General features: G+C 70.9%; 24 protein-coding genes, 1 pseudogene and 1 riboswitch. Of the genes and pseudogenes, 7 read left to right on the forward strand and 18 right to left on the reverse strand.

What is annotated here, in order from left to right; genetic code table 11:
- The first annotated feature begins 6 nt into the window (after nt 1-6).
- From sdhA to ACZ7L1_RS06520, 3 genes are all read left to right on the forward strand, one after another.
- The gene (sdhA, locus tag ACZ7L1_RS06510) at nt 7-1,761 is read left to right on the forward strand and encodes a succinate dehydrogenase flavoprotein subunit (protein ID WP_471434729.1); all 1,755 of its coding nucleotides are present in this window, start codon (nt 7-9) and stop codon (nt 1,759-1,761) included.
- Entirely contained in the window at nt 1,761-2,531 is a 771-nt protein-coding gene (locus tag ACZ7L1_RS06515; RefSeq protein WP_471434731.1) for a succinate dehydrogenase iron-sulfur subunit, read from the forward strand. The genes sdhA and ACZ7L1_RS06515 overlap by 1 nt, the downstream gene beginning before the upstream one ends.
- 156 nt (nt 2,532-2,687) lie before the next feature.
- Nucleotides 2,688-3,305: a Uma2 family endonuclease gene (locus ACZ7L1_RS06520; RefSeq protein WP_471434733.1), complete on the forward strand. Its 618-nt coding sequence runs from the start codon at nt 2,688-2,690 to the stop codon at nt 3,303-3,305.
- Nucleotides 3,306-3,317: 12 nt separating this feature from the next.
- On the opposite strand, the gene ACZ7L1_RS06525 is transcribed toward ACZ7L1_RS06520, so the two are convergent.
- From ACZ7L1_RS06525 to ACZ7L1_RS06550, 6 genes are all read right to left on the reverse strand, one after another.
- Nucleotides 3,318-3,581, reverse strand: a complete 264-nt coding sequence (locus ACZ7L1_RS06525; protein WP_471434735.1) for a TM2 domain-containing protein — start codon at nt 3,579-3,581, stop codon at nt 3,318-3,320.
- A 271-nt stretch (nt 3,582-3,852) separates the two neighbouring features.
- Complete coding sequence (locus tag ACZ7L1_RS06530; RefSeq protein ID WP_471434737.1) at nt 3,853-4,245, reverse strand: DUF2752 domain-containing protein; 393 nt, start codon at nt 4,243-4,245, stop codon at nt 3,853-3,855.
- Nucleotides 4,246-4,252: 7 nt separating this feature from the next.
- Complete coding sequence (locus ACZ7L1_RS06535) at nt 4,253-4,633, reverse strand: TM2 domain-containing protein (protein ID WP_471434739.1); 381 nt, start codon at nt 4,631-4,633, stop codon at nt 4,253-4,255.
- A gap of 174 nt (nt 4,634-4,807) precedes the next feature.
- Nucleotides 4,808-6,364 carry an ABC transporter substrate-binding protein gene (locus ACZ7L1_RS06540; protein ID WP_471434741.1) on the reverse strand — a complete coding sequence of 519 codons (1,557 nt, stop codon included), beginning with the start codon at nt 6,362-6,364 and terminating at the stop codon, nt 4,808-4,810.
- Nucleotides 6,365-6,511: 147 nt separating this feature from the next.
- The gene (locus tag ACZ7L1_RS06545) at nt 6,512-7,768 is read right to left on the reverse strand and encodes a metallophosphoesterase (RefSeq protein WP_471434743.1); all 1,257 of its coding nucleotides are present in this window, start codon (nt 7,766-7,768) and stop codon (nt 6,512-6,514) included.
- 17 nt (nt 7,769-7,785) lie between these two features.
- Nucleotides 7,786-8,028, reverse strand: a complete 243-nt coding sequence (locus ACZ7L1_RS06550) for an SCO4848 family membrane protein (protein ID WP_103837560.1) — start codon at nt 8,026-8,028, stop codon at nt 7,786-7,788.
- A 103-nt stretch (nt 8,029-8,131) separates the two neighbouring features.
- Between ACZ7L1_RS06550 and ACZ7L1_RS06555 the strand changes: the two genes are divergently transcribed.
- A complete protein-coding gene (locus ACZ7L1_RS06555; RefSeq protein ID WP_471434745.1) occupies nt 8,132-9,400 on the forward strand; it encodes a D-alanyl-D-alanine carboxypeptidase family protein in 1,269 nt (422 codons plus the stop codon).
- Here ACZ7L1_RS06555 and ACZ7L1_RS06560 read toward each other — a convergent pair.
- Nucleotides 9,303-10,265, reverse strand: coding sequence for a YihY/virulence factor BrkB family protein (locus tag ACZ7L1_RS06560; RefSeq protein ID WP_471434747.1), 963 nt, complete (start codon nt 10,263-10,265; stop codon nt 9,303-9,305). The genes ACZ7L1_RS06555 and ACZ7L1_RS06560 overlap by 98 nt on opposite strands.
- Before the next feature lie 147 nt (nt 10,266-10,412).
- Between ACZ7L1_RS06560 and ACZ7L1_RS06565 the strand changes: the two genes are divergently transcribed.
- Nucleotides 10,413-11,177: an SDR family NAD(P)-dependent oxidoreductase gene (locus ACZ7L1_RS06565; RefSeq protein ID WP_471434748.1), complete on the forward strand. Its 765-nt coding sequence runs from the start codon at nt 10,413-10,415 to the stop codon at nt 11,175-11,177.
- 63 nt (nt 11,178-11,240) lie between these two features.
- Here the strand turns inward: ACZ7L1_RS06565 and ACZ7L1_RS06570 are convergent, their stop codons facing one another.
- Together ACZ7L1_RS06570 and trpS are read right to left on the reverse strand one after the other, a co-directional pair.
- The gene (locus ACZ7L1_RS06570) at nt 11,241-11,822 is read right to left on the reverse strand and encodes a 2'-5' RNA ligase family protein (protein WP_471434750.1); all 582 of its coding nucleotides are present in this window, start codon (nt 11,820-11,822) and stop codon (nt 11,241-11,243) included.
- 164 nt (nt 11,823-11,986) lie between these two features.
- Nucleotides 11,987-13,000, reverse strand: a complete 1,014-nt coding sequence (gene trpS / locus ACZ7L1_RS06575) for a tryptophan--tRNA ligase (RefSeq protein ID WP_471434752.1) — start codon at nt 12,998-13,000, stop codon at nt 11,987-11,989.
- A 110-nt stretch (nt 13,001-13,110) separates the two neighbouring features.
- On the opposite strand from trpS, the gene ACZ7L1_RS06580 reads away from it, so the two are divergent.
- On the forward strand, nt 13,111-13,785 hold the full coding sequence (locus tag ACZ7L1_RS06580) for a hypothetical protein (RefSeq protein WP_471434754.1): 675 nt from the start codon (nt 13,111-13,113) through the stop codon (nt 13,783-13,785).
- A 10-nt stretch (nt 13,786-13,795) separates the two neighbouring features.
- On the opposite strand, the gene ACZ7L1_RS06585 is transcribed toward ACZ7L1_RS06580, so the two are convergent.
- The 3 genes from ACZ7L1_RS06585 to ACZ7L1_RS06595 all read right to left on the reverse strand — a co-directional run bounded on the left by ACZ7L1_RS06585 (nt 13,796) and on the right by ACZ7L1_RS06595 (nt 17,059).
- Entirely contained in the window at nt 13,796-15,247 is a 1,452-nt protein-coding gene (locus tag ACZ7L1_RS06585; protein ID WP_471434756.1) for a glycine hydroxymethyltransferase, read from the reverse strand.
- A gap of 40 nt (nt 15,248-15,287) precedes the next feature.
- Nucleotides 15,288-15,377, reverse strand: a riboswitch (ZMP/ZTP riboswitch).
- Nucleotides 15,378-15,526: 149 nt separating this feature from the next.
- Entirely contained in the window at nt 15,527-16,711 is a 1,185-nt protein-coding gene (locus tag ACZ7L1_RS06590) for a glutathionylspermidine synthase family protein (protein WP_471434758.1), read from the reverse strand.
- 6 nt (nt 16,712-16,717) lie between these two features.
- The gene (locus ACZ7L1_RS06595) at nt 16,718-17,059 is read right to left on the reverse strand and encodes a hypothetical protein (RefSeq protein WP_471434760.1); all 342 of its coding nucleotides are present in this window, start codon (nt 17,057-17,059) and stop codon (nt 16,718-16,720) included.
- A 141-nt stretch (nt 17,060-17,200) separates the two neighbouring features.
- Here ACZ7L1_RS06595 and ACZ7L1_RS06600 point away from each other — a divergent pair, with 141 nt between their 5' ends.
- Nucleotides 17,201-18,022, forward strand: coding sequence for a DMT family protein (locus ACZ7L1_RS06600; protein WP_471434877.1), 822 nt, complete (start codon nt 17,201-17,203; stop codon nt 18,020-18,022).
- Between the two features lie 16 nt (nt 18,023-18,038).
- On the opposite strand, the pseudogene ACZ7L1_RS06605 reads toward ACZ7L1_RS06600, so the two are convergent.
- The 6 genes and pseudogenes from ACZ7L1_RS06605 to ACZ7L1_RS06630 all read right to left on the reverse strand — a co-directional run.
- Nucleotides 18,039-18,263: pseudogene (locus ACZ7L1_RS06605) on the reverse strand (PLP-dependent aminotransferase family protein); the annotation flags it as partial.
- A gap of 71 nt (nt 18,264-18,334) precedes the next feature.
- Entirely contained in the window at nt 18,335-19,300 is a 966-nt protein-coding gene (locus tag ACZ7L1_RS06610) for an ABC transporter substrate-binding protein (RefSeq protein ID WP_471434762.1), read from the reverse strand.
- A 1-nt stretch (nt 19,301) separates the two neighbouring features.
- Complete coding sequence (locus ACZ7L1_RS06615) at nt 19,302-21,245, reverse strand: ABC transporter permease (RefSeq protein WP_471434764.1); 1,944 nt, start codon at nt 21,243-21,245, stop codon at nt 19,302-19,304.
- The gene (locus tag ACZ7L1_RS06620) at nt 21,245-22,522 is read right to left on the reverse strand and encodes a quaternary amine ABC transporter ATP-binding protein (protein ID WP_471434766.1); all 1,278 of its coding nucleotides are present in this window, start codon (nt 22,520-22,522) and stop codon (nt 21,245-21,247) included. Before ACZ7L1_RS06620 ends, ACZ7L1_RS06615 begins: the two co-directional genes overlap by 1 nt.
- Nucleotides 22,522-24,051: a GMC family oxidoreductase gene (locus ACZ7L1_RS06625; RefSeq protein WP_471434767.1), complete on the reverse strand. Its 1,530-nt coding sequence runs from the start codon at nt 24,049-24,051 to the stop codon at nt 22,522-22,524. Before ACZ7L1_RS06625 ends, ACZ7L1_RS06620 begins: the two co-directional genes overlap by 1 nt.
- Nucleotides 24,052-24,154: 103 nt before the next feature.
- Nucleotides 24,155-25,675, reverse strand: a complete 1,521-nt coding sequence (locus ACZ7L1_RS06630; RefSeq protein ID WP_471434769.1) for an aldehyde dehydrogenase family protein — start codon at nt 25,673-25,675, stop codon at nt 24,155-24,157.
- Nucleotides 25,676-25,762: the final 87 nt, after the last annotated feature.

Raw genomic sequence — 25,762 nt, forward strand, 5'->3', positions numbered from 1 at the left:
AGAATCATGAAGATCCACAAGTACGACACCGTCATCGTCGGCGCCGGTGGCGCCGGTATGCGCGCCGCCATCGAGTCGACGAAGCGCAGCCGCACCGCCGTGCTGACCAAGCTCTACCCCACCCGCTCCCACACGGGCGCCGCGCAGGGCGGTATGGCCGCCGCGCTCGCGAACGTGGAGGAGGACAACTGGGAGTGGCACACCTTCGACACGGTCAAGGGCGGTGACTACCTGGTCGACCAGGACGCCGCCGAGATCCTGGCGAAGGAGGCCATCGACTCCGTCCTCGACCTGGAGAAGATGGGCCTGCCGTTCAACCGCACCCCGAACGGCACCATCGACCAGCGCCGCTTCGGCGGTCACAGCCGCAACCACGGCGAGGCCCCGGTCCGCCGTTCCTGCTACGCGGCCGACCGCACCGGCCACATGATCCTCCAGACGCTGTACCAGAACTGCGTGAAGGAGGGCGTGGAGTTCTTCAACGAGTTCTACGTCCTGGACCAGCTGATCATCGAGGTCGACGGCGTCAAGCGCTCGGCCGGTGTGGTGGCGTACGAGCTGGCGACCGGCGAGATCCACATCTTCCAGGCGAAGGCCGTGATCTACGCCTCCGGCGGCTGCGGCAAGTTCTTCAAGGTGACGTCGAACGCGCACACGCTGACCGGTGACGGTCAGGCGGCGGTGTACCGGCGGGGCATCCCGCTGGAGGACATGGAGTTCTTCCAGTTCCACCCGACCGGCATCTGGCGCATGGGCATCCTCCTGACCGAGGGTGCGCGTGGCGAGGGCGGCATCCTCCGCAACAAGGACGGCGAGCGCTTCATGGAGAAGTACGCGCCGGTGATGAAGGACCTGGCGTCCCGTGACGTCGTGTCCCGCTCGATCTACACGGAGATCCGCGAGGGCCGCGGCTGCGGTCCCGAGGGCGACCACGTCTTCCTGGACCTCACCCACCTGCCGCCGGAGCAGCTGGACGCCAAGCTGCCCGACATCACCGAGTTCGCCCGTACGTACCTCGGCATCGAGCCGTACACGGACCCGATCCCGATCCAGCCGACCGCGCACTACGCGATGGGCGGTATCCCGACGAACGTCCAGGGCGAGGTCCTCGCGGACAACACCACGGTCGTCCCCGGCCTGTACGCGGCCGGCGAGGTCGCCTGTGTGTCCGTGCACGGCGCCAACCGCCTCGGCACGAACTCGCTGCTGGACATCAACGTGTTCGGCAAGCGGGCGGGCATCGCCGCCGCCGAGTACTCCCAGACGGCGGACTTCGTCGAGCTGCCGGAGAACCCCGAGGAGTTCGTCGTCGCGCAGATCGAGCGGCTGCGCAACTCCACGGGCAACGAGCGCGTGGCGGAACTGCGCCGTGAGCTGCAGGAGACCATGGACGCGAACGTCATGGTGTTCCGCACCGAGCAGACGATCAAGACGGCGGTCGAGAAGATCGCCGAGCTCAGGGAGCGCTACAAGAACGTGGCGATCCAGGACAAGGGCAAGCGGTTCAACACGGACCTGCTGGAGGCCATCGAGCTGGGCAACCTGCTCGACCTCGCCGAGGTCATGGCGGTGTCCGCCCTGGCCCGCAAGGAGTCCCGCGGCGGACACTACCGCGAGGACTACCCGAACCGCGACGACGTCAACTTCATGCGCCACACAATGGCGTACCGCGAGGTGGGCGACGACGGCACCGAGTCCATCCGTCTCGACTACAAGCCGGTCGTCCAGACCCGCTACCAGCCGATGGAGCGTAAGTACTGATGGCTACCCCTGTTCTGGACAAGGCCGAGGCGAGCGCTTCGGGCTCGGCAGCGTCCCCCTACATCACGGTCACCTTCCGCGTCCGCCGCTACAACCCGGAGATCTCCTCCGAGGCGACGTGGCAGGACTTCCAGCTGGAGATCGACCCCAAGGAACGCGTCCTGGACGGTCTGCACAAGATCAAGTGGGACCTGGACGGGTCGCTGACCTTCCGCCGCTCCTGCGCGCACGGCATCTGCGGCTCGGACGCCATGCGGATCAACGGCAAGAACCGTTTGGCGTGCAAGACGCTGATCAAGGACATCAACCCCGAGAAGCCGATCACGGTCGAGCCCATAAAGGGCCTGACGGTCCTGAAGGACCTGGTCGTGGACATGGAGCCGTTCTTCCAGGCGTACCGGGACGTGATGCCGTTCCTGATCACCAAGGAGACGAACGAGCCGACGCGCGAGCGTCTGCAGTCGGCCGAGGACCGCGAGCGCTTCGACGACACGACGAAGTGCATCCTGTGCGCGGCCTGCACGACCTCCTGCCCGGTGTTCTGGAACGACGGCCAGTACTTCGGCCCGGCGGCCATCGTCAACGCGCACCGCTTCATCTTCGACTCGCGTGACGAGGCCGGCGAGCAGCGGCTGGAGATCCTGAACGACAAGGACGGCGTGTGGCGCTGCCGCACGACGTTCAACTGCACGGACGCGTGCCCGCGCGGCATCGAGGTCACCAAGGCGATCCAGGAGGTGAAGCGGGCGCTGATCACCCGCCGCCTCTGACGTCTCCTCGCCGTATGTCACCGAGGGCCCCGTTTCCGCTGGATACGGGGCCCTCGGGCATATGCCACACCATCGGGTGAACGTGGCTGCGAAGGACGCACGGGCGTCGCCCGGCCTACGATGATGCTCTCGACACCCGCCCACGGGAGGCACCTGATGTCCGCAGCATCCGTCGAGCAGCCCTTCGGCCACGAAGAGCCGGTCAGCCTCACGACCATCGCCGACGAGATCATGGAGCGCCATCCGGGCTACCGCGTCGAGATCATCGGAGGCCATCTCCTCGTGACCCCGTCCCCGGATGCTCCCCACGCGCGAGCCCTGACCGGCCTCATGATCCCGTTCATCGCCGCCGGCCTGCACGGCGGCGAAACCGAGGTCCTCCAGAACGTCGGCCTCTGGCTGCCCACCGACACCGAGGACTACGCCATCCCCGACCTCGTGGTGGTGGACGCGGACATCGACGACCACTTCGTCGAGAACAACTGCTACGACCCGGTGTGCTTCCGCCTCGTCCTCGAGGTCACGTCCAGCAACTGGAAGAACGACCTGAAGACCAAGGTCGCCGCCTACGCCGAGGCCAAGGTGCCCGTCTACGTCGTCGTGGACCGCAAGCACCAGCGCCTTCACGTCCTCACGGACCCCACCGGGAACACGTACGAGAACCATCGTCCGTACGCCCCCGGCGAGACCGTGACCCTCCCCGACTCCATCGGCGCCGAAGTCACTCTGGACGTCGCCGAGATCCTGAAGGCCGGCCAGCAGAAGGCCCAGTAGGGCCCCGCCGCCTCAGCCTCGCAGCACCCGCCCCTGCTTGTCCGTGCGGTCGTTGCTCGTCAGGAACAGGATGCCGTCGATCAGCGCCCAGATGCCGAATCCGCCGCAGGTGAGCAGCTGGGCGATGCCCACGCCGACCGAGCCGACGTAGAAGCGGCCGATGCCGAGGCTGCCCAGGAAGATCTGCAGGATGCCCGCGACGATCTTGGATTTGTCGGAGTACGGGCGGCCCTGCGGGTCGACGCCGTAGGGAGCCTCGGGGGTGGGGACGGTCATGGAACTGCTCCTGGAAGTGCCGTAGCGGATCACGGAGAACCGGAATGGTTAACTCCGGAATGAGGCCAGGAGGGATCCCGCGGCGAAGATGGAATGAGAGAGCCGACCGGGATCCGGTCGGAGGTCTTCTGTCGTCGTCCCCCCTGCGAGCTGGGAGCTTAGGTAAAGAGAGCGCAAGAGCGGGAGAGGGTGTGAATGATTGTTCCTGTTCCGTGATCAAATCCGGACAGGCAGCGGTCACATCGAGCCGACGTCGCTCAACTCCCCCTTGCTAGAAGGCGTTACGGACCACGGTCCACGCCACCGCCAGCCCCAGGACCAGCACCTGTGCCCGTGTGTTCAGTCGGGGTTGCCAGCGCCGACCGCGCAGCCCTTCGGCCACCCAACGGCCCAGCAGGGCGAGGGCGTACGGCGAGGCGAGCAGCAGCGCCCTGTTGTCCAGCCACGCCTCGGTGTAGTGACCGTGCATCAGGTCGTACACCATGCGGGTGCCGCCGCAGGCGGGACAGAGCAGGCCCGTGAGGAGCCGGAACGGGCACTGGGGCAGCACGTGACCGGGCTCGTGCGGATCGGTGACGTACAGATAGCCGGCCCCGGCCGCCCCGGCGACGAGTACCGCCAGGGGAGCCGCCGCCGGATGCCGTAGTACGGACTGGGGAGACACCGGATCCTCAGCCGCGCAGGACGCGGCCCTGGGAGTCGGTCTGGTTGCTGCCCGTCAGCAGGATGATGCCGTCGATCAGCGCCCAGATACCGAGGCCGCCGCAGGTGAAGAGCTGGGCGAGGCCCAGCCCGACGTCGCCGATGTAGAAGCGCCCGACGCCGAAGGTGCCGAGGACGAACTGCAGCACGCCGGCGACGACCTTCGACTTGTCGGAGTAGGGGCGGCCATAAGGGTCGTAGCCGTACGGGGCGTTGGGGTCGCCGGTGTACATCCCGGGCGGCACGGCGCCAGGCGCATACCCGTACTGCGGATACCCGGGGTGCGGGCCCGGGGGCTGGTTCGGGTACCCGTAACCGTAGGGACCGGGCTGCTGCGGCTGTTCGCTCAAGGACTGCTCCTGGGACCGGTTGCGGGGAGCCCCGCGAAGATACGACAAGACGAAATGAGCCCGGTCATCATGCCCGAGACGCCCCCGAGCGCAGAAGCCGGGGGCGCCAGGAAGATCACATGTGACGGTGGGGAGACCACATGTGGCGGTGGGAAGACCGCATGTGGCGTTGGCTCAGATCCAGTTCAGCCGCCAGAGGCGGAAGACGCCCGTGCCGTCCGACAGGTACTGGCCGCCGCCGACGTCCTCGCTGCTGACCACGTACTCCTTGCGCTGCCACAGCGGGATCAGCGGGACGTCCTGCGCCACGATCTGCTGGATGTGCTGGAAGTCGTCGGCGGTCCGGCTGCGGTCGGAGTAGCGCTGGCTGTCCAGGATCAGACCGTCGACCTGCTTGTTGCTGTAACCGTTCTTCATGCTGTTGCCGGTGCCGACGAGCGGGGCCGTGAAGGTGTCGGGATCGGGGAAGTCGGCGACCCAGCCGACGGCGTACGCGTCGAGCTTGCCGCTCGCGTACCGCTCCTGGAAGTCGGTCCACTCGTAGCCCTTGACGTCCACCGTGAACAGCCCGGTCGCCTCCAGTTGCCGCTTGAGGTCGGCGGCCTCCTCGGCGGCGGCGCCACGGCCCTGCGCGTAGCCGTAGGTGAAGTGGACGGGCACGCTCACGCCCGCGGCGGTGAGCAGGGCGCGGGCCTTCTTGGTGTCGGGCTTGGGGTAGGCGTCGAAGAACGACGTGGTGTGCCCCGTGATGCCCGCCGGAATCAGCGAGTACAGCGGGTCCGTCGTCCCCGCGTAGACGGTGCTGACGAGTTCCTCGCGGTTGATGACCGCGGCGATGGCCTGACGGACACGCCGGTCGTGCAGCGGTGAGCCGGCGGAGGTGTCGAGGACGAGGTTGCGGATCTCCGCGCTGTCGGCCTCGGTGACGCGCTGGCCCGGGTCGCTCGGCGAGAGGTTGGCCAGCACGGAGGGCGGTAGCTGGCGGGTGGCGACATCGACGTCCTTCGCCTTCCACGCCTTCTCCAGGGCGCCGGGGTCGGCGTAGTACCGCAGCTCGATGGGCCGGCCGGTCTCCTTGACGTCGCCCTTGTAGTGCCCGTTCGGGGCGAGGTGGGCCTTCTTGTCCTTCGTGTACGACGTCAGGGTGTACGGCCCGGTCCCGTCGACACCGTTGTCGGAGCGCAGCTTGTCCTGCGGGTACTTGGTGCGGTCGACGATGGAGCCCGCGCCGGTGGCCACCTTGAACGGGAAGGTCGCGTCCGGGGTGGACAGGTGGAAGGTCACGGTCAGCCCGCTCGCCTCCACCGAGCGCAGGGTGTCGAGCAGCGTCGCGGGACCGACGTCGGAGTTGATGCGCTTGACCCGGTCGAAGGAGTACTTGACGTCTTCGGCGGTCATGGCGCGCCCACTGGGGAACGTGACGTCCTTGCGCAGGGTGCAGCGGTACGTCTTCAGGTCCGTGCCCACGAATGCGCAGCTCTGGGCGGCGTCCGGCACCGGTTCCACGCCGTCCGGTTCGAAGGTCAGCAGTGACTGGAAAACGCTGCTGAACAACGCCCACGATCCGGCGTCATAGGCCCCCGCCGGATCGAGCGACGTGACGGCGTCCGTCGTCCCGACCGTGATGGTCCTGTTGGTGTTCTCCTTGGCCGGCAGCAACTGCCACCCGCCCACTCCCGCACCTGCCAACACCAGCAAAGCCGCGAGAATCCGCATGCGAACCGATCGCATCGGCGCCCCTCCCCAGGCCCTCAGCGCATACCACTCCCCTGTGGTGAGGGTCACCTAATCACAGTGTTTCAAGTGGGGGAAGAGGCATTAGTTGAAGATGAGAGAGAACTTACCCAGGGGTTGTTTCCGTCAGGTTTCGGCCAAGGCTCAGGCCTGGTGGGAGGCCAGTTGGATGACCGTGATGTCCGACGGGGCGCCCACCCGTGTCGGTGGTCCCCATGCCCCCGCTCCCCGGGACACGTACAGCTGGGTGTCGCCGTAGCGGTCCAGACCGGCGACCGTGGGGTTGGCCGCGGCCGCGACGAAGTTGCCCGGCCAGAGCTGGCCGCCGTGGGTGTGGCCGGAGAGCTGGAGGTCCACGTGGTGCCTGACCGCTTCGTGGATCTGCAGCGGCTGGTGGGCCAGGAGGACCACCGCGCGTGAGGTGTCGCGGTCGCCGAGCGCCTTGGTGAAGTCGGGGCCCTCGCCCTCGCTCTCGCCCGCCAGGTCGTTGACCCCGGCCAGGTCGAACGCGGGCAGTTCCGTGCGGGCGTTCTCCAGGGGGTGCAGGCCCAGCCGGCGCACCTCCTCCACCCACTGGTCCGCGCCCGAGTAGTACTCGTGGTTGCCCGTGACGAAGTAGCTGCCGTGACGGGCCTTCAGCCGGGACAGCGGGGCCGCCGCCGGGCCCAGGTCCTTGACGCTGCCGTCGACCAGGTCGCCGACGACCGCGATGAGGTCGGGCTGGGTCGAGTTGATCGTGTCCACGACCTTCTGCGCGAAGCCCCTGCCCAGCACGGGGCCCAGGTGGATGTCGCTCACCACCGCGATCCGGAAGCCGTGCGCCGCGCGCGGGAGTTTGGCCAGCGGCACCGTGACCCGCTGCACGGCGGGGCCGCGCAGGACGCCGTAGGTGCCGTAGCCCACCGTGCCGACCGCGGCCGCGGCCACCGCTCCACCGACGGCCCGGGAGACGAACAGGCGCCGGGACGGGGCGGACCGTTCCTGTGGCGGCGCGGGTCCCGGCTCCGCGGGCGCCGGCTCCGCGGGCGCCGGTCCCGCCGGCACCGCTGCCGGTAGCGGTACCTTCTCCTCCGCTCGCGCCCCGCGTTCCACCAGGCGCCACACCAGCGGTCGTACCAACTCCCCCGCCACCAGCGCCAGCAGCAGGTACAGCGTCAGCGCCATCCACAGGAAGCCGGGCCAGCCGAGGACGCGTTGCAGCCAGAACGGGGCCCCGGCGCGCTCGGCGACCAGGGCCGCGACCATCAGTACCGGTCCGGCGACGAGCACCGCCGTGCCGGTGCGGCGGGCCGGGCCCGGACCGCGGGTCGTATCGCGGACCAGCCGGCGCCACGCGTACCAGTGCAGGGCGACGAGCGCGGCGAGGACGGCGAGCGCGACCAACGCGAGGACGACGACCACGGTGTTGTCCCCGTCCGCTATGACGTTCGCCGCAGCGCGCGCAGTCCGCGCAACCCAATGACGCCGATGACAGTCCCAAGGACAAAGGAGACGACGGCGAGCGTCAGGTGCACCCAGAAGTACGCCGTCGGATTCCCCGCGTCGTCGAACGCGAGTCCGCTGCCGTCCTTCCAGAGGTTCTTGACGAAAGTGATCCAGATGACCCAGCTCCACACCCCGAAGGCGAGCAGGAACCAGGAGACGGGGCGGCTGAGCTTCATACCTTCAGTATCGCGGGTCGCGGGCGGGCACTCGGCCGCGGGTGCGCGGCAACGGCCGGGATGGGGCGGGACTTCCCCGTCGGCGCCCGGTACCTTCGCGGTCGTGTCCGCCTTGAAGAAGATCGTCGGGCGTCGCCTGCCGGTCGCCTCCGCCGTCGTGCTGTCCCTCTCGCTCGCCGCACCCGCGACGGCGTTCGCGGCCCCGAAGACCCCGGCGGCGTCGCCCTCGGCCGCCCCTCCGGCCGTGATGTCGACCGTCGGCGGCGAGCAGCTCGGCAAGCCGGGCACCCAGGTGAACCTGGGCAGCGGTGCCCCGGTGTTGCCGAAGGACGTCACCGCGCGCTCCTGGATCGTCGCCGACGCCGAGTCCGGTGACATCCTCGCCGCCCACAACGCGCACTGGCGGCTGCCCCCGGCGAGCACCCTGAAGATGCTGTTCGCGGACACCGTGCTGCCGAAGTTCCCGGCGAGCGAGACGCACAAGGTGCTCCCCTCCGATCTGGCCGGCATGGGCACCGGATCCAGCCTGGTCGGGATAAAGGAGGGCGAGACCTACACCGTCCACGACCTGTGGCTCGGCGTGTTCCTGCGCTCCGGCAACGACGCCGTGCACGCGCTGTCGGCGATGAACGGCGGTGTCCCGCAAACCGTGCAGGACATGCAGGCGCACGCCGAGGAGCTGCAGGCGCTCGACACGCACGTGGTCAGCCCGGACGGCTACGACGCCCAGGGGCAGGTGTCGTCGGCGTACGACCTCACCCTGATCGCCCGCTCCGGACTTCAGAAGAAGGACTTCCGCGACTACTGCTCGACGGTGCGGGCCACCTTCCCGGACGAGACCACCCAGAAGGGCGGCAAGAAGTCCCGCGGGTCGTTCGAGATCCAGAACACCAACCGGCTGCTGGCCGGCGACTACGACATGACCCCCTACCGGGGCATCGCGGGCGTGAAGAACGGCAACACCACCAACGCGGGCGCGACCTTCACGGGGGTCGCCGAGCGCAACGGCAAGGTGCTGCTCGTGACGGTCATGAACCCGGAGAAGCACGACCACAACGAGGTCTACAAGGAGGCCGCCCGGCTGCTCGACTGGGGCTTCGGCGCCGCCGGCAAGGTGACGCCGGTGGGCGAGCTGGTCGCGCCGAAGAGCGCGGCCACGGGCACGGACCCCAGCGGGACGCCGTCCCCCGCCGCCGCGGCCGGCGGGCCCGGCAAGCCGGTGGCGGCCTCGGTGCGGGAGGGCGGCTCCAGCGGGGTGGGCGTGGCACTCGCCATCACGGCCGGCCTTCTGGTGCTGCTGGGCGCGGGGGCGTTCCTGGTGAACCGCCGCTGGCCGCTGCCCGATCTGGTACGTCGCCGGACGCGTCCCTGACCTGTTCCGCCTCCTCCTCCTTGCTCTGCGTCGCCGTCCAGGCGGCGCAGAACAGCACGAGCTTGGAGGTGAAGTTGATCCACAGCAGCAGCGCGACGGGCACGCCGAAGGCGCCGTACATGCTCTTTCCGGCGACGCCCTGGATGTACCCGCTGAGCAGCAGTTTGAGCAGTTCGAAGCCGACCGCGCCGATCAGCGCGGCGACGAGAAGACGGCGCCGCCGCGGCTCCACGCCGGGCAGCAGGGTGAGGACGTAGAGCAGGACGAGGAAGTCGGCGAGGACGGAGACGGCGAAGGCGGCGATCCGCAGCAGGACACTGCCCCAGCCGCCCCGGTCGAGGCCGAGCTGCCCGGCCATCCAGTCGACCAGCGCGGTGGCGACGGTGGACGTGGCGAGGGTGACGACGACCGCGCCGCCGAGACCGACCAGCACCAGCCCGTCTTTGAGCGTGCGCACCAGGGGGTTCGCGGTGTCGTCCGGCAGCTCCCACACCGCGCGCAGGCAGTCCCGCATCTGGCCCACCCAGCCGATGCCGGTGAACAGCAGCACGGCCCCGGCGATCACGCCGACGGTACCGGCATTCTGCACCAGGCCGTGGATGTCGAGCTGGCTGGAGATGCCCGGGAACTGCTCGGCGATCTTCTTCTGCACGGTGTTCTGCTGGGCCTGGCTGAGCGTCGCGGCGCCGATCGCGGCGGCGACGGTGAGCAGCGGGAAGAGCGCCACGAAGCTGACGAACGTCATCGCGGCGGCGAGCCGGGTCCACTTCACGCGGTCCAGGCGTTCATAGGAGCGCCAGGCGTGCGTGGCCATCAGTCGCGTGACCAGTGGCCCGATGCCGGGGAGTCTTTTCAGCCAGTCCATGATCCGTCCCTCCCCGCGTGAACCCGGTCTGTACCCCGGTACTCCGGTCTGTATCCGGCTTCCCCGCATCGCCCATTTCAGTGAGGAGCCGCACAGAGGAGAGATATGAGAAGGTTATGCCTGTTTCATCGCGATACGGTCGCGGTCATGTCTGCCGCGAAGGACGCCCACCGCCTGCCCCAGTCCCTGCTGATCCTGGGCGGCACGTCGGAGATCGCCCTGGCCACCGCCCGCCGCCTGGTCGCCCGCCGCACCCGTACCGTATGGCTGGCGGGGCGGCCCTCCCCCGGCCTGGAGGCCGCCGCCGGGCATCTGCGGGCGCTCGGCGCCGACACCCGCACCGTCGCCTTCGACGCCCTTGATCCCGAAGCGCACGAGGCCGCGCTCGGCAAGGTGTTCGCGGAGGGAGAGATCGACCTGGTGCTGCTCGCCTTCGGCGTGCTCGGCGACCAGGCGACCGACGAACGCGACCCGGTGGCCGCGGCGCGCGTCGCCCGGACCAACTACACGGGCGCGGTCACGGCGGGGCTGGTGTGCGCCCGGGCCCTTCAGGCGCAGGGCCATGGCTCGATGGTGGTGCTGTCGTCGGCCGCCGGGGAGCGCGCCCGCCGCCGGGACTTCCTGTACGGCTCCAGCAAGGCGGGGCTCGACGTGTTCGCGCAGGGCCTGGGCGACGCGCTGTACGGCACGGGCGCGCACGTCATGGTCGTACGCCCCGCGCACGTCCGTACGAGCGGCACGGCGGCCACGGAACCGGAGCCGCTCTCCACCACGCCGGAGGAGGTCGCCACGGCGATCGAGCTGGGGCTGCGCAGACGCTCGGAGGTGGTGTGGGTCCCCGGCGTCCTGCGCCTGGTCATGGCCGTCCTGCGGCACCTTCCGCGACCGCTGTTCCGGCGGCTGCCCGTCTAGGGTCTCGGACGGCCCCGGGGCTGCCCCTCTAGGGTCTCGGACGGCCCCCGGGGCAGGCACCCCCTAGAGGGTCGGCAGGGTGGCGTTCTCGGCCGGGGCGGCCGCCTGCGGCGGTACGACCGCGCTGCCGAAGGGGAACTCCCGCAGCTTGCGCCAGACGCCGTCCGCGCCCTGCTCGTACAGCGCGAAGCCCGTGCAGGACCACTCGGCCGCGTAGTCCGCGAGCTCCTCGTACGCCCGGTCCATCGCCGCGTCGTCGATGCCGTGCGCCACCGTGACATGCGGGTGGTAGGGGAACAGCAGCTCGCGCGCCACCGGCCCGGCGGGGTCCCGGACCTGCCGCTGCAGCCGGGAGCACGCCTCGGCGCCCTCGACGACCTTCACGTACACCACCGGCGACAGGGGCCGGAACGTGCCCGTGCCGGCCAGCCGCATCGGGAAAGGGCGCCCGGCCGCCGCGACGTCGACGAGGTGCGCCTCGACCGCGGGCAGATCCGCGGAGTCCACCTCCGTCGGCGGCAGCAGGGTGACATGTGTGGGAATGCAACGCGCCGCGGCGTCGCCGAAGCCCGCGCGCAGCTCCTGGAGCTCGCTGCCGTGAGGCTCCGGGACCGCGATCGACACACCGATCGTTACGGTCCCCACGTCGTCTCCCTGTCGTCGTGTCGGTCGTCGTGTCGGATTCGTGCACAGCCGTCCGGCTATCGACTGTACGGCCACGACCGCCCGGTGGGCAGGCGCAACCGCAGTGATGTACAGCGCTCTTGGCCGTGGCGCGTCCGTGCGCCGGTCGGCGCCGGTCCCGGCCGTCAGTGCTTGGCGGGCAGGAAGCCCACCTTGTCGTAGGCCTGCGCCAGCGTCTCCGCGGCGACGGCGCGGGCCTTCTCCGCGCCCTTGGCCAGGATCGAGTCGAGGGACTCGGGGTCGTCCAGATACTGCTGGGTGCGCTCCCTGAACGGCGTCACGAACTCGACCATGACCTCGGCGAGGTCCGTCTTCAGGGCGCCATAGCCCTTGCCCTCGTACTGCTGCTCGAGGACCGCGATCGGGGTTCCGGTGAGGGTCGAGTAGATCGTCAGCAGGTTGCTGACGCCGGGCTTCTGCTCCACGTCGTAGCGGATCACGGTGTCCGTGTCCGTGACCGCGCTCTTGACCTTCTTCGCGGTGGTCTTCGGCTCGTCCAGCAGGTTGATCAGGCCCTTCGGCGTGGACGCCGACTTGCTCATCTTGATGGACGGGTCCTGCAGGTCGTAGATCTTGGCCGTCTCCTTCAGGATGTACGGCTTGGGGATCGTGAAGGTCTCGCCGAAGCGGCCGTTGAAGCGCGTGGCGAGGTCGCGGGTCAGCTCGACGTGCTGGCGTTGGTCCTCGCCGACCGGGACCTCGTTCGCCTGGTACAGCAGGATGTCGGCGACCTGGAGGATCGGGTAGGTGAACAGGCCGACGCTGGCGCGGTCGGCGCCCTGCTTGGCGGACTTGTCCTTGAACTGGGTCATGCGGCTGGCCTCGCCGAAGCCGGTGAGGCAGTTCATGATCCAGGCGAGCTGGGCGTGCTCGGGGACGTGGCTCTGGACGAAGAGCGTGCACCGCTCCGGGTCGAGCCCGGCCGCGAGCAGCTGGGCGGCGGCCAGACGGGTGTTGGCGCGCAGGTCCTCCGGGTCCTGCGGGACGGTGATCGCGTGCAGGTCGACGACCATGTAGAACGCGTCGTGGGTCTCCTGCAGGGCCACCCACTGACGGACGGCGCCGAGGTAGTTGCCGAGGTGGAACGAGCCCGCGGTGGGCTGGATACCGGAGAGCACGCGAGGACTGTCAGAGGCCATGTTCACCATTCTCTCAGGTCCGGGGGGCCGGGCTGGAACTGACCGGGAACAGCTCTGATCCGATCTTTCTGCGACGGTGTAACAAAGAACATGACAACCGAGGGGGTGGCGTGCGCGGGCTCGGCGGGCTGGTGGGGGCACTGGTGACGACGGTGCTGGCCGCGGTGGTGGCGCTGGGCGGCCCGGCGGCGCAGGCGCGGGCCATGAGCAGGGACATACCCGATCTCGCGCTGGTCGTGGCGGGCGATTCGGGCCGCACGACGACCTTACGCTCGGGTGACCGGCGGTTCGCGCTGCTGTGGCAGTTGCTGGCGCCGACGGAGACGCGGACGGAGCGGGTGCCCGAGGCGTGGCAGCGGGGGCGGTATCCGCGGGCGCGGGCCACGGTGGTGTGGGCACTGACCGGGATCGGGGGGTGGCCCTACACGCGGCGGGCACCCGGGGGCGACGTGGCCATCGAGCGGCAGGACCAGGTGTTCCTGGCGGCGGACGGGACGCCCTGGGTGCGGTCGGACCCGGCGCCGGACGTGGCCGACGACGACATCCGGTGGCGGCGGGTGCCGAAGGACGTCTTCGGGCGGTTGGAGCGGGACGGGCTCTTGGGCGCCGGGCCCGCCGCGCCCGGAGGTGGTCTTCCGGACGACCTGCGCTGGGCGGCCGTGGGGCTCGGGGCCGGGCTGGCGCTGGGTGCCGGCGGCACGGTGGCCGTACGCCGGCGCGCGGCGGCTCGGCGCGTGGCCGAGCCGCCGCGGCAGGAGCTCATCGATCTCGGCGAGCTCGGGTGACCGGCGGCGGTCAGCCCAGGTCGATCTCCGGGTACAGCGGGAAGCCCGCCACCAGGTCCGTCGCCCGCTGGGCGATCTCCTGGGCGACCTTCTCGTCCAGGACGTGGGCCGCCTTGGACGGGGCACCGGACTTGGTGGTGCCCGGCTCGGTGGTGGTGAGGACCCGGTCGATCAGGCCCGCCACCTCGTCCATCTCCGCCGTGCCCAGGCCACGGGTGGTGAGCGCGGGCGTGCCGATGCGGATGCCGGAGGTGTACCAGGCGCCGTTCGGGTCGGCCGGGATGGCGTTGCGGTTGGTGACGACGCCCGACTCCAGCAGGGCGGCCTCGGCCTGGCGGCCGGTGAGGCCGTAGGAGGTGGCCACGTCGATCAGGTTCAGGTGGTTGTCGGTGCCGCCGGTCACCAGCGTGGCACCGCGGCGCATCAGGCCCTCGGCCAGCGCCCGGGAGTTGTCCACGATCCGCTGGGCGTAGTCCTGGAAGCCGGGCTGCCGGGCCTCGGCGAGCGCCACCGCCTTCGCGGCCATCACGTGCGGGAGCGGGCCGCCGAGGACCATCGGGCAGCCGCGGTCGACCTGGTCCTTGAGGGAGTCGTCGCACAGGACCATGCCGCCGCGCGGGCCGCGCAGCGACTTGTGGGTGGTGGTGGTCACGATCTGGGCGTGCGGGACCGGGTCGAAGTCGCCGGTGAGGACCTTGCCCGCGACCAGGCCCGCGAAGTGGGCCATGTCGACCATGAGCGTGGCGCCGACCTCGTCGGCGATCTCGCGCATGATCCGGAAGTTGACCAGGCGCGGGTAGGCGGAGTAGCCGGCGACGATGATCAGGGGCTTGAACTCGCGGGCCTGGGCGCGCAGGGCGTCGTAGTCGATGAGACCCGTGGCCGGGTCGGTGCCGTAGGAGCGCTGGTCGAACATCTTGCCGGAGATGTTCGGGCGGAAGCCGTGGGTGAGGTGGCCGCCCGCGTCCAGGGACATGCCGAGCATGCGCTGGTTGCCGAAGGCGCGGCGCAGCTCGGCCCAGTCCTCCTCGGAGAGCTCGTTGACCTGGCGGACGCCCGCCTTCTCCAGGGCCGGGGTCTCGACGCGCTGGGCGAGGACGGCCCAGAAGGCGACGAGGTTGGCGTCGATGCCGGAGTGCGGCTGGACGTAGGCGTGGCGGGCGCCGAACAGCTCGCGCGCGTGCTCGGCGGCCAGCGACTCGACGGTGTCCACGTTGCGGCAGCCGGCGTAGAAGCGGCGGCCGACGGTGCCCTCGGCGTACTTGTCGCTGAACCAGTTGCCCATCGCCAGCAGGGTGGCCGGGGAGGCGTAGTTCTCGGAGGCGATCAGCTTGAGCATCTCGCGCTGGTCGGCGACCTCCTGACCGATGGCGTCTGCGACCCGGGGCTCGACCGCGCGGATCACGTCGAGGGCGGCGCGGAAGGCGGTGGACTCGGTGGAGAGGGACTGCTGCTCTGTCATGTCGGCCTCCGGGCGGCGTGGCTTGAAGCGTTCACGGTTCACGGTTGGCCCAGGCGCACGGCACTCGCTCGCATCCGGGCCGCTCCCCGATGGTCGGTCCCATCCCAGCGCGCCAGTCACGGCCCGTCGATCAGCCTACCGGGCGTCGCGGCGCCGTCCGTTCCCGTGTCCATCATGCGAGCGACGACGGGCAAGGGGCACACGCCCGCCTGCGGCCGGAAGGGGTCGGCCCGGCTGCGGGCCGGCTGCGGGCGGTGCTCGGCGTCCGAGAGACCGCGTCTAGAGGATCACGTGCGGCAGGAAACGCGCGTACTCGTCGGTGACCAGGCCCGACGACTCGCGGATGCCGAGGCCCGCCGCCTCGTCCTCGACGACCCAGGCGCCGAGGACGACGTGGTTGCCGTCGAAGGAGGGCAGGGGCGCCAGTTCCTGGTAGCAGCAGGGCTCCTCCCGCACGACGGGCGTGGCGCCCGGCGCGTGGACCGTGACGCCCTCGCCCTCGCGGCCGAGGAGCGGCTTGGCGACGTAGCCCGCGGTGCGGGCCAGCTCCCGGGGGCCGTCCAGGTGGGCCGGGAGCAGGTTCGGGTGGCCGGGGTACAGCTCCCAGAGGATCGCGAGCAGGGCCTTGTTGCTGAGCAGCATCTTCCAGGCGGGCTCGATCCACAGGGTGCTGCCGGTGCCGCCGCCGTTGTCGAGGGTGTCGAGGACGTGGCCGCCGAAGCGGTCGGTGGTGAGCCATTCCCAGGGGTACAGCTTGAAGCAGCTGCGGATGAAGCGGAGCCGGTTGTCGACGAAGCGCTCGGAGAGCGGGTCCCAGCCGATCTCCTCCATGGAGATCCAGTCGGTGTCGAGACCGGCCTGGTCGGCGGTCTCCTTCAGATAGGCGACCGTCATCAGGTCCTCGCCGAGTTCGTCGTCGGCGGAGTGCGCGAAGTACAGCGGGCCACCGGGCGGGAGCAGCGTGGCCTGCCTCTTCCAGGCGGCGACGAGGCGTTCGTGCAGGGAGTTCCACTGGTCGGCGCCGGGGAAGCGGTCCTGCATCCAGAACCACTGGGCGCTCGCCGCCTCCACGAGCGAGGTGGGCGTGTCGGCGTTGTACTCCAGGAGCTTCGCCGGGCCCGTGCCGTCGTGGCGCAGGTCGAACCGGCCGTACACGGAGGGGAGTTCGGCGCGGCGGTGCCAGGCCTCGGCGACCGCGGCGGCCACCCGCGGGTCGGTGATGCCGAGGTCGGCGAAGCGGTCCGTGGCGACGATGTGCCCGGCGGCGGCCAGGCACATGCCGTGCAGCTCCTCGACGACCTCTTCGAGGACCTCCACCTCGTCGAGCGTGAAGACGTAGTAGGCGCTCTCGTCCCAGTAGGGGCGCAGCGAGTCGTCCGGGTAGCGGGTGAGGGGGTAGATTAGGCCCTGTGCCTCGACGGTCTGCTGCCAGCCGGGACGGGGCCGGGTCGTACGGCGTTCCACGGCGGCTCAGCCGCCGGACTTGCCGTGACCGCTGCCGAAGCCGCCGCGGTCGACGCCGCCGTGGCTTCCGGAGCCGCCGGATCCCTTGCGGGACTTGGTGAAGGAACCGCCCGTGACGAAGCCGCCCTTCTTCTTGCCGCCGTAGTACCAGCCACCGTTCACGGACGTCTTGGTGGACGTGCAGTTCTTGTCGGAGACGACCTTGTAGCCCTTGCCGAGGGTGTAGCTGTCCCGGTCGACGCAGCGCTTGTCCGGGTCCGAGGAGCAGGCGGTGAGGGCGGCGGCGAGGAGTCCCATGCCGCCGAGGACGACGGTACCCGAGCGCAGTCGCCGGCGTGTGTCCGCCATGTTCGTTGATCCCCCGTCGAGTGAGAATTCGTTGAGCTGTCGGTGAGACTGTGCGGCTATCAGACTAGAGACCGCCGTCGTGGCGTTCCCGCCTCCCCCTGTCCGCGGGATGTCTCCTACAGTCGCTCTGTGCTAGTGGGAATGGTGTGCGCGCTCGGCGCGGCGGTCTGTTTCGGTACGGCGACGGTGTTGCAGGCGGTCGCGGCGCGGGCGGCGGGCACGGGCGGTGGCGGGGACGCGGCGCTGCTGCTGCGGTCGGTGCGGCAGTGGCGGTATCTCGCGGGGCTCGCGCTGGACGGGCTCGGGTTCCTGTTCCAGATCGCGGCGCTGCGGTCGATCCCGATCTACGCGGTGGGCGCGGCACTCGCGTCCAGCCTGGCGGTGACGGCGGTGGTCGCGGCGCGGCTGCTGCGGGTACGGCTGACCGGGAGCGAGTGGGGCGCGGTGGCGGTGGTGTGCGCGGGGCTGGCCATGCTGGGGCTGGCGTCCGGGGCGGAGGGCGACCGGGGCGGGTCGGCCGGGCTCCGGTACGCGCTGCTGGCGGCGGCGGTGTGCGTGCTGGCGCTCGGGCTGGCCGGGGGGCGGTTGCCGGGGCGGGGGCGTTCGCTGGTGCTGGGGCTGGGCGCCGGGTTCGGGTTCGGAGTGGTCGAGGTGGCGGTGCGGCTGATCGACTCGCTGGCGCCGTGGGGGCTGCTCGCCAATCCGGCGACGTATGCCCTGGTGGTGGGCGGCGGGGCGGCGTTCGTGCTGCTGACGACGGCGCTGGAGCGGGGTTCGGTGACGGTCGCGACGGCGGGCATGGTGGTCGGCGAGACGGTGGGGCCGGCCGCGGTGGGCGTCGTGTGGCTGGGCGACCGCACGCGGGAGGGGCTGAGCTGGCTGGCCGTCCTGGGGTTCGCGGTGGCGGTCGCGGGTGCGCTGGCGCTGGCCCGGTTCGGGGAGGCGCCGGTTCGGGAGGCGTGACGGGAACCGCCGCTGGTCACGGCAGTACCCGGCACAACGCCTCCAGCGTTCCCGCCCAGGCGTGGTCCGGCGGTGTTCCGTAGCCCACGACCAGGGCGTCCAGTGGGCCGGTGGTGGCGGACGGGTGGCGGTGGCGGGACAGGCCTTGGACCGACAGGCCCTGCCAGGTGGCCGCCCTGACCACCGACGCCTCCGTGCCCACGGGTAGCTGAAGGACCGCGTGCAGGCCGGCCGCGATGCCGCACGCCGTCGGCCGCGACGTGGGTCTGTGAAGGCCGGGTGCCCCGCGGCTGCGGGGCACCCGGCGTCGCACTACCCAGCCAGCCACGCCTTCCACGTGGACTCGTGGCTGTCCACCCACTTCTTCGCCGCCTCGTCCGGACTCAGCTTCTGATCGGCGATCATCAGGGCGACCTCGTTCTGGTCCTCGGTCGTCCACCTGAACCTCTTCAGGAACCGCGCCGCGGCGCCGCCCTTCTTCGCGAAGTCGGCGTTGAGATACTTCTGCAGCGGTGTGTGCGGGTACGCGCAGGCGACCTTCGCCGGGTCCGCGTCGCAGCCCTCCTTGTACGGCGGCAGCTGCACCTCCGTCATGGGGACCTTCTTGAACAGCCACTGTGGCGCGTACCAGTACGTCAGGAAGGGCTTCTTCTCCTTCGCGAACTGCCTCATCTGCGTGATCTGCGCCGCCTCCGAACCCGCGAAGACCACCTGGTAGTTCAGCTTCAGGTTGTTCACCAGCGCCTTGTCGTTGGTGACGTACGACGGCGAGCCGTCCATCAGCTGGCCCTTGCCGCCGCTCTCCGCCGTGCGGAACAGGGAGGCGTACTTGTTCAGGTTCTTCCAGTCGGTGATGTCCGGGTGCTGCTTGGCCAGGTACGTCGGCACGAACCAGCCGATGTGCCCGGTCACCCCGAGGCCACCGGCGCGCGTGATCGTCTTCTTGTCCTCGACGTACCGCTTCTCCTGGTCCGGGTGGCCCCAGTCCTCCAGGATCGCGTCGACCCGGCCCTGGCTGAGCGCGTCCCAGGCGGGCACCTCGTCGACCTGGACGGTGTCGACGCGGTAGCCGAGCCTGTGCTCCAGGATGTACTGCGCCACGGCCACGTTGGCCTGGGCGCCCACCCAGGACTGCACGGACAGGGTCACGGACTTCGAGCCCCCGGCGTTCGCGAACGGCGAGGCCTGCTTGGTCATGTCGGCGGCGCCACAGCCGGCGAGCAGCGAGCATGCGGCCGCCGTCGCGGCGATCAGCGCCGTCCTGCGGTTCAGTGTCATGTCACGCTCCCTTCGCCGCGCGTCGCTCGGTGGGCTGGGTCACCCGGTCGAGCATCAGGCCGAGGCAGACGATCGCGATCCCGGCCACCAGACCGGTCGCCAGGTCACCCTGGGCGAGGCCGAAGACGACGTTGTAGCCGAGCGCGCCGCCGCCGACCAGGCCGCCGATGATGACGACGGCGAGCACCAGGACGACTCCCTGGTTGGCGGCGAGCAGCAGGGCCGGGCGGGCCAGCGGAAGCTGCACCTGGCGCAGCTGCTGCCCGCTGGTCGCGCCGAGCGAGCGGGCGGACTCCAGCGCCGCCGGGTCCACCTGGCGCAGGCCCTGCGTGGTGATCCGGACGACCGCCGGAAGGGCGTACACGATGGCGGCGGCGACGGCGGGGGCACGGCCGACGCCGAACAGCGCGACGACCGGGATCAGGTACACGAACTGCGGCATCGTCTGGAAGACGTCGAGGACGGGGCGCAGCAGCCGCTCGAAGCGGTCGCTGCGGGCCGCTGCGATGCCGGTCGCGAAGCCGAGGACGAGGGTGACGGCGACGGCGGCGAGCACCTGCGACAGCGTGTCGAGCGACGGCTTCCACACACCGAGCACGCCGATCGCGGCCATCGCGAGGACGGCGGTCAGCGCGGTGCGCCAGGTGCCGATCAGCCAGGCGAGGGCGGCGACGATCAGCAGCACCGACCACCAGGGCAGCCACTGCAGACCGGAGCGGACCGGGTCCAGGACCCAGGTGGTGAAGTGGCCCGCCCAGTCGGCGGTGCCGCCGACGACCGGCACGCCGGAGTACAGGTGGGCGGTCATCCAGTCGACGGCGCGGTTGACGGGCTCGGCGATGTTCACCGTCCAGCCCGCAGGCCAGTCGAGACGGCCCGTCAGGCGCGCGGCGAGGGCCACGGCGACGGCGGCGAGGGCCGCGTAGGCCCAGGGGCGCGCGCTGCGCTGCTCCTGCCCGATCCGGTTGCCCGCAGCCGAGGTCACCCGGTCCAGGACGACGGCCAGCAGCACGATGGGGATGCCCGCGGACAGCGCGGCGCCCACGTCGACCGACGCCAGCGCCTGGTAGACGCGGTCGCCGAGACCGCCGGCGCCGATCACCGAGGCGATGACCGCCATGGACAGCGCCATCATGATCGTCTGGTTGAGGCCGAGCAGGAGCTCCTTGCGGGCCAGCGGGACGCGGGCGGTCAGCAGGCGCTGCCGTGCGGTGGCGCCGAGGGAGTCGACCGCCTCCAGCACCTCCTTGTCGGCGCCGCGCAGGCCGAGGGCGGTCAGGCGGGCCATCGGAGGGGCGGCGTAGACGACCGTGGCGAGGACGGCGGCGGGCACACCGATGCCGAAGACCAGGACCACGGGGAGGAGGTAGGCGAACGCCGGCAGCACCTGCATGGTGTCCAGGACCGGGCGCAGGGCGCGGTCCACGCGGTCGGACAGACCGGCGCCCAGGCCGAGCAGCGCGCCGACGGCGACCGAGGCGAGGACCGCGACCACCATGAGGGCGAGCGTCTGCATGGTCGCCACCCACATACCGAGCAGGCCGCAGGCGAGGATCGCCGCGGCGGTGCCGAGCGCGAGGCGCACACCGGCCACACGCCAGGCGACCAGGGCGGCCGCGACCGTCACGCCCGGCCAGCCCGCGGCGAGCAGGACGAGGTAGACGGCGCGCACGGAGAGGACGACGGCGTTGCTGATGTAGCCGAAGAAGTACAGGAACAGGGGGTGGCTGTCCCGGTTGTCGATGATCCAGTTGCTGGCCGTGGTGAGTGGCTTGGAAAGGTCGACGGTGAGGGCGCCGGGCCAGGCGGCGCCCGGCCAGCGGGAGTTCACCAGCGGTGCGAGGAGCGCGGCGATGACCGCGAGCACCAGGAGTTTGCGGGCGGCGCGGGTTTTGACGAAGCCGGGCAGCAGGGCGCGCGGGGCGCTTGCGGTGACCGTGGCCATCAAGCGTCCTCCTTGCTGGTGCTGAGCGGCGGGCGGTGCGCCGGGCCCTGCTTGCCGGGTGCGTCCGTCCCACCCGACTTGGCTCGCGCGGAGGTGCCCGCCTCGCCCACCTGCGCCGCCACGGCGGCACGCTTGCCCGCGGCCACGGCGGCCATCCCGGCCGCGGACTTCCTGGCCCGAGCCGTCACGGCCGACGTCTCCTCGCTCGTCGCGCTCCCGGCCGGCGTCTCCTGGCCCGCCTCGACCCCGGCGACCACACCGAGCAGCGCATCGGAGTCCACCAGGCCCACGCAGCGGCCCTGGTCCACGACCCGTGCCGGGGCGCCAGCCCGGGCCACCGCCTCGATCGCCTCGGAGACCGTGGCGTCCGGCGGTACGGCCGGGCCGCTGCCCGCCTCCTCCAGGGACGCGGTCCGCATGGCGCTGCGGACCGTCATGACCTGTTCGCGCGGGACGTCCCGGACGAACTCGCGGACGTAGTCGTCGGCCGGGGAGCCCACGATCTCCTCGGGGGTGCCCAACTGGACCACGCGGCCGTCGCGCATCAGGGCGATGCGGTCGCCCAGCTTGAGGGCCTCGTTGAGGTCGTGCGTGATGAAGACCATCGTGCGGCCCTCCTCGCGGTGCAGCCGGACGACCTCCTCCTGCATGTCGCGCCGGATCAGCGGGTCGAGCGCGCTGAACGGCTCGTCGAACAGGAGCACTTCGGGGTCGACGGCGAGCGCCCGGGCGAGCCCCACGCGCTGCCGCTGACCGCCCGAGAGCTGGGCGGGTCGACGGTGCTCCATGCCTTCCAGGCCGACCTTCGCGACGACCTCGGCGGCCTTCTCGCGGCGTTCGGACCTGCCCAGGCCCTGGATCTCCAGACCGTAGGCCACGTTGTCGAGGACCGTGCGGTGCGGCAGCAGGCCGAAGTGCTGGAAGACCATCGCGGCCCGGTGGCGGCGCAGTTCGCGCAGCCGGGACCTGTCCATGGCGCGGACGTCCTCGCCGTCGATGACGATCGTGCCCGCGGTCGGTTCGATCAGGCGGGTCAGACAGCGCACCAGTGTGGACTTGCCGGAGCCGGACAGACCCATGACGACGAAGACCTCGCCCTTGCGGACGTCGAAGCTCACATCGCGCACGGCGGCCGTGCAGCCGGTGCGTTCGCGCAGCTCGGCGGGGCTCAGCGCACCGAGTTCCGGGTCGGCGGGGACGCGGTCCGCCTTGGGCCCGAAGACCTTCCACAGGCCGTCCACGGAGAAGACCGGTGTGCTCGAAACCGGGGTGCTCATCACGCACCACCTCCGATCAGGTCGGCGGCCTTCTCCCCGACCATCAGCACCCCGATCATCGGGTTGACGGCGGTCATGGTCGGGAAGACGGACGCGTCGGCTATACGGATGCCGTCCAGGCCGCGGATACGCAGCTCGGGGTCGACCACGGCGAGGTCGTCGGTCTCGGCGCCCATGCGGCAGGTGCCCGCCGGGTGGTACACGGTGTGGGCGACCTTGCGGGCGTACTCGCTCAGCTCCTCGTCACCGGTGATGTCCGGGCCGGGGCACACCTCCCGCTTCAGCCAGCCCGCCAGCGGCTCGGTCTTCGCGATCTCGCGGGCGATGCGGATGCCGTCGACGAGGGTGCGGCCGTCGTAGTCGTCCTCGTCGGTGAAGTAGCGGAAGTCCAGGGCGGGCTTGACGGACGGGTCCGGGCTGGTGAGGTACAGCCGGCCGCGGCTCTTGGGCTTGGGGATGTTCGGGGTCATCGACACGCCGAACTCCGGCCGCTCGTAGCCGAGGCGCTCCGGGTTGTCCGTGAACGGGATCTGGTAGAAGTGGAACATCAGGTCCGGGCCCGCGTGTTCGGGGTCGCGGCGCACGAAGAGTCCGGCGTCGGAGTCCATCGCGGAGTTCTCCGGGATGGGGCCGTGCGTCTCCCAGACGATGACCGACTCCGGGTGGTCGAGCAGGTTCTCACCGACGCCCGGCAGGTCGTGCACCACGGGTATGCCGAGCTGCTCCAGGTCCGCCTTGGGGCCGATCCCTGAGTGCAGCAGCAGCCGCGGGGAGTCGACGGCGCCGGCGCACAGCACCACCTCGCGCCGGGCCCGTACGAGGATCTCCTCGCCCTCCTTGGTGCGCACGTGCACCCCGCGGGCGCGCGTGCCGTCCAGCTCCAGCTTGTACGCCCACGTCTCCAGCAGCAGGGTGAGGTTGGCGCGTTCGTCCATCACCGGGTGCAGATACGCCACCGACGCGCTGGAGCGCTTGTTGTCCTCGGGGTGGTAGGCGAGGTCGAAGAAGCCGACGCCCTCGGTGAACGGCTTCTTGTTGAAGCCCTCGATGCGCGACACGCCGAGCGCCGCCTGGGCCGCGTCCACGAAGTCGCGGGCGATGGCGTTGCGGTCGTTCTCGTCGACCGGGACGATGTTGTTCTTGAGGCGGGCGTAGTACGCCTCCATCGGTACGGCGCCCCAGCCCTCGGCGCCGGCCGCCTCCCACTCGTCCCAGTCGGACGGCAGCGGCTTGAAGGCGATGAGGGTGTTGTGCGAGGAGCAGCCGCCGAGGACGCGGGCACGGCTGTGCCGGATGTGGGAGTTGCCGCGCGGCTGTTCGGTGGTCGGGTAGTCGTAGTCGAGTTCGCCGCCGAGCAGGCCCGTCCAGCGGCGCAGGGTGAGGACGTCGTCGCGGCCGACGTCGCTCGGGCCGCCCTCGATGACGGCCACGGTGACGTCCGGGTTCTCGGTGAGGCGGGAGGCGATGACGGAGCCTGCGGTTCCGCCACCGATGACGACGTAGTCGTACTCGTGGGTGGACTGGGACATGGGCGTCGTGCTCCAGGGATACGGGGAGGTGGGGGGAGTGCGAGGTCGGGGGGAAGGTGGGGACGGAGGTGGAGGTCGGGGGTGATCGGTCGCGGGGCGGGGCTCAGCCCGCGAACCACCGCACCGGCTCGGGGGCGAGGTTCTGGTAGACGTGCTTGGTCTCGCGGTACTCGGCGAGGCCGGCGGGGCCGAGTTCGCGGCCGATGCCGCTCTTGCCGAAGCCGCCCCACTCCGCCTGCGGGAGGTAGGGGTGGAAGTCGTTGATCCAGACCGTGCCGTGGCGCAGCCGGCCGGCGACGCGGCGGGCACGGCCGGTGTCGGCGGTCCACACGGCACCGGCGAGGCCGTACTCGGTGTCGTTGGCGAGGGCGACCGCCTCGTCCTCGGTGCGGAAGGTCTCGACGGTGAGGACGGGCCCGAAGACCTCCTCCCGGACGACCTTCATCTCCCGGTGGCAGCTGTCGAGGACGGTCGGCTCGTAGAAGTAGCCGGTGGCGGGCCGGACCTCACTGGGCTCGGGCCGCTTGCCACCGCAGCGCAGCACCGCGCCCTCGGCGAGCGCGGAGGCGACGTACGCCTCCGTCTTCGTGCGCTGCTGTTCGGAGACGAGCGGGCCGCACTCGACGCCCTTCTCGGTGCCGCGGCCGAGCTTGATCTTCTCGGCACGGCGGGCGAGTTCGGCGACGAAGCGGTCGCGGACGGCCTCCTCCACGATGAGCCGGGCGCCCGCCGAGCAGACCTGGCCGCTGTGGATGAAGGCGGCGTTGAGGGCCTGGTCGACGGCGGTGTCGAAGCCCTTCTCGGTGGCGCAGGCGTCGGCGAAGACCACGTTGGGGTTCTTGCCGCCGAGCTCCAGGGCGATCTTCTTGACGCCCGCGGCGGCGGCCTGCGCGACCTTCGTGCCGCTGACCAGGCCGCCGGTGAAGGAGACCAGGTCGACGCCGGGGTGCTCGGCGAGCCGGGCGCCGACGGAGTGCCCGGGGCCGGTGACGATGTTCGCCACCCCGTCGGGCAGCCCGGCCTCGACCAGCAGGTCGATCAGCGCGATCGTCGTCATCGGGGTGATCTCGCTCGGCTTGACCACGAAGGTGTTGCCGGCCGCGAGAGCCGGGGCGATCTTCCAGCTGGCCTGGAGGAGCGGGTAGTTCCAGGGGGTGATCAACGTGCACACGCCGACGGGTTCGTGTACGACGACGCTGTGGATGTCCGGCGAGCCCGCGTCGACGACCCGGCCGGCGCCCTCGGCGGCGACGAGGTTCGCGAAGTAGCGGAAGGCGTCGGCGACGCAGTCGATGTCGACCCGGCCCTCCTCGACGGTCTTGCCGGCGTCCCGGCTCTCCAGCAGGCCCAACTCTTCGCGATCGCGTATGAGAAGATCGGCGACGCGGTGCAGCAGCGCGGCACGCTCCGCGACGGGCGTGTGCGGCCACGGCCCCTCGTCGAAGGCCCGGCGTGCGGCCTCCACCGCAGCGTCGGCGTCGCGCTCGTCACCCTCCGCGACCACCGCGAACGGCGTGGCATCCGCCGGGTCGAGGACCTCGCGCGTGGCACCGGACAGGGCCGTGCGCCACTCCCCTGCCACGTGGATCGTCTGCTCTGCCTGCCGTGCCTGCTGTCCGGCCATGATCGGTACTGCCTTCCGTTCCTGTGCGGTACCCCTGTGTCACACCGGTGTCACTTCGGGGCCGGATGCGCGCCTGCCCCCGGGTCG

Source organism: Streptomyces sp. NPDC107546 (assembly GCF_055639175.1).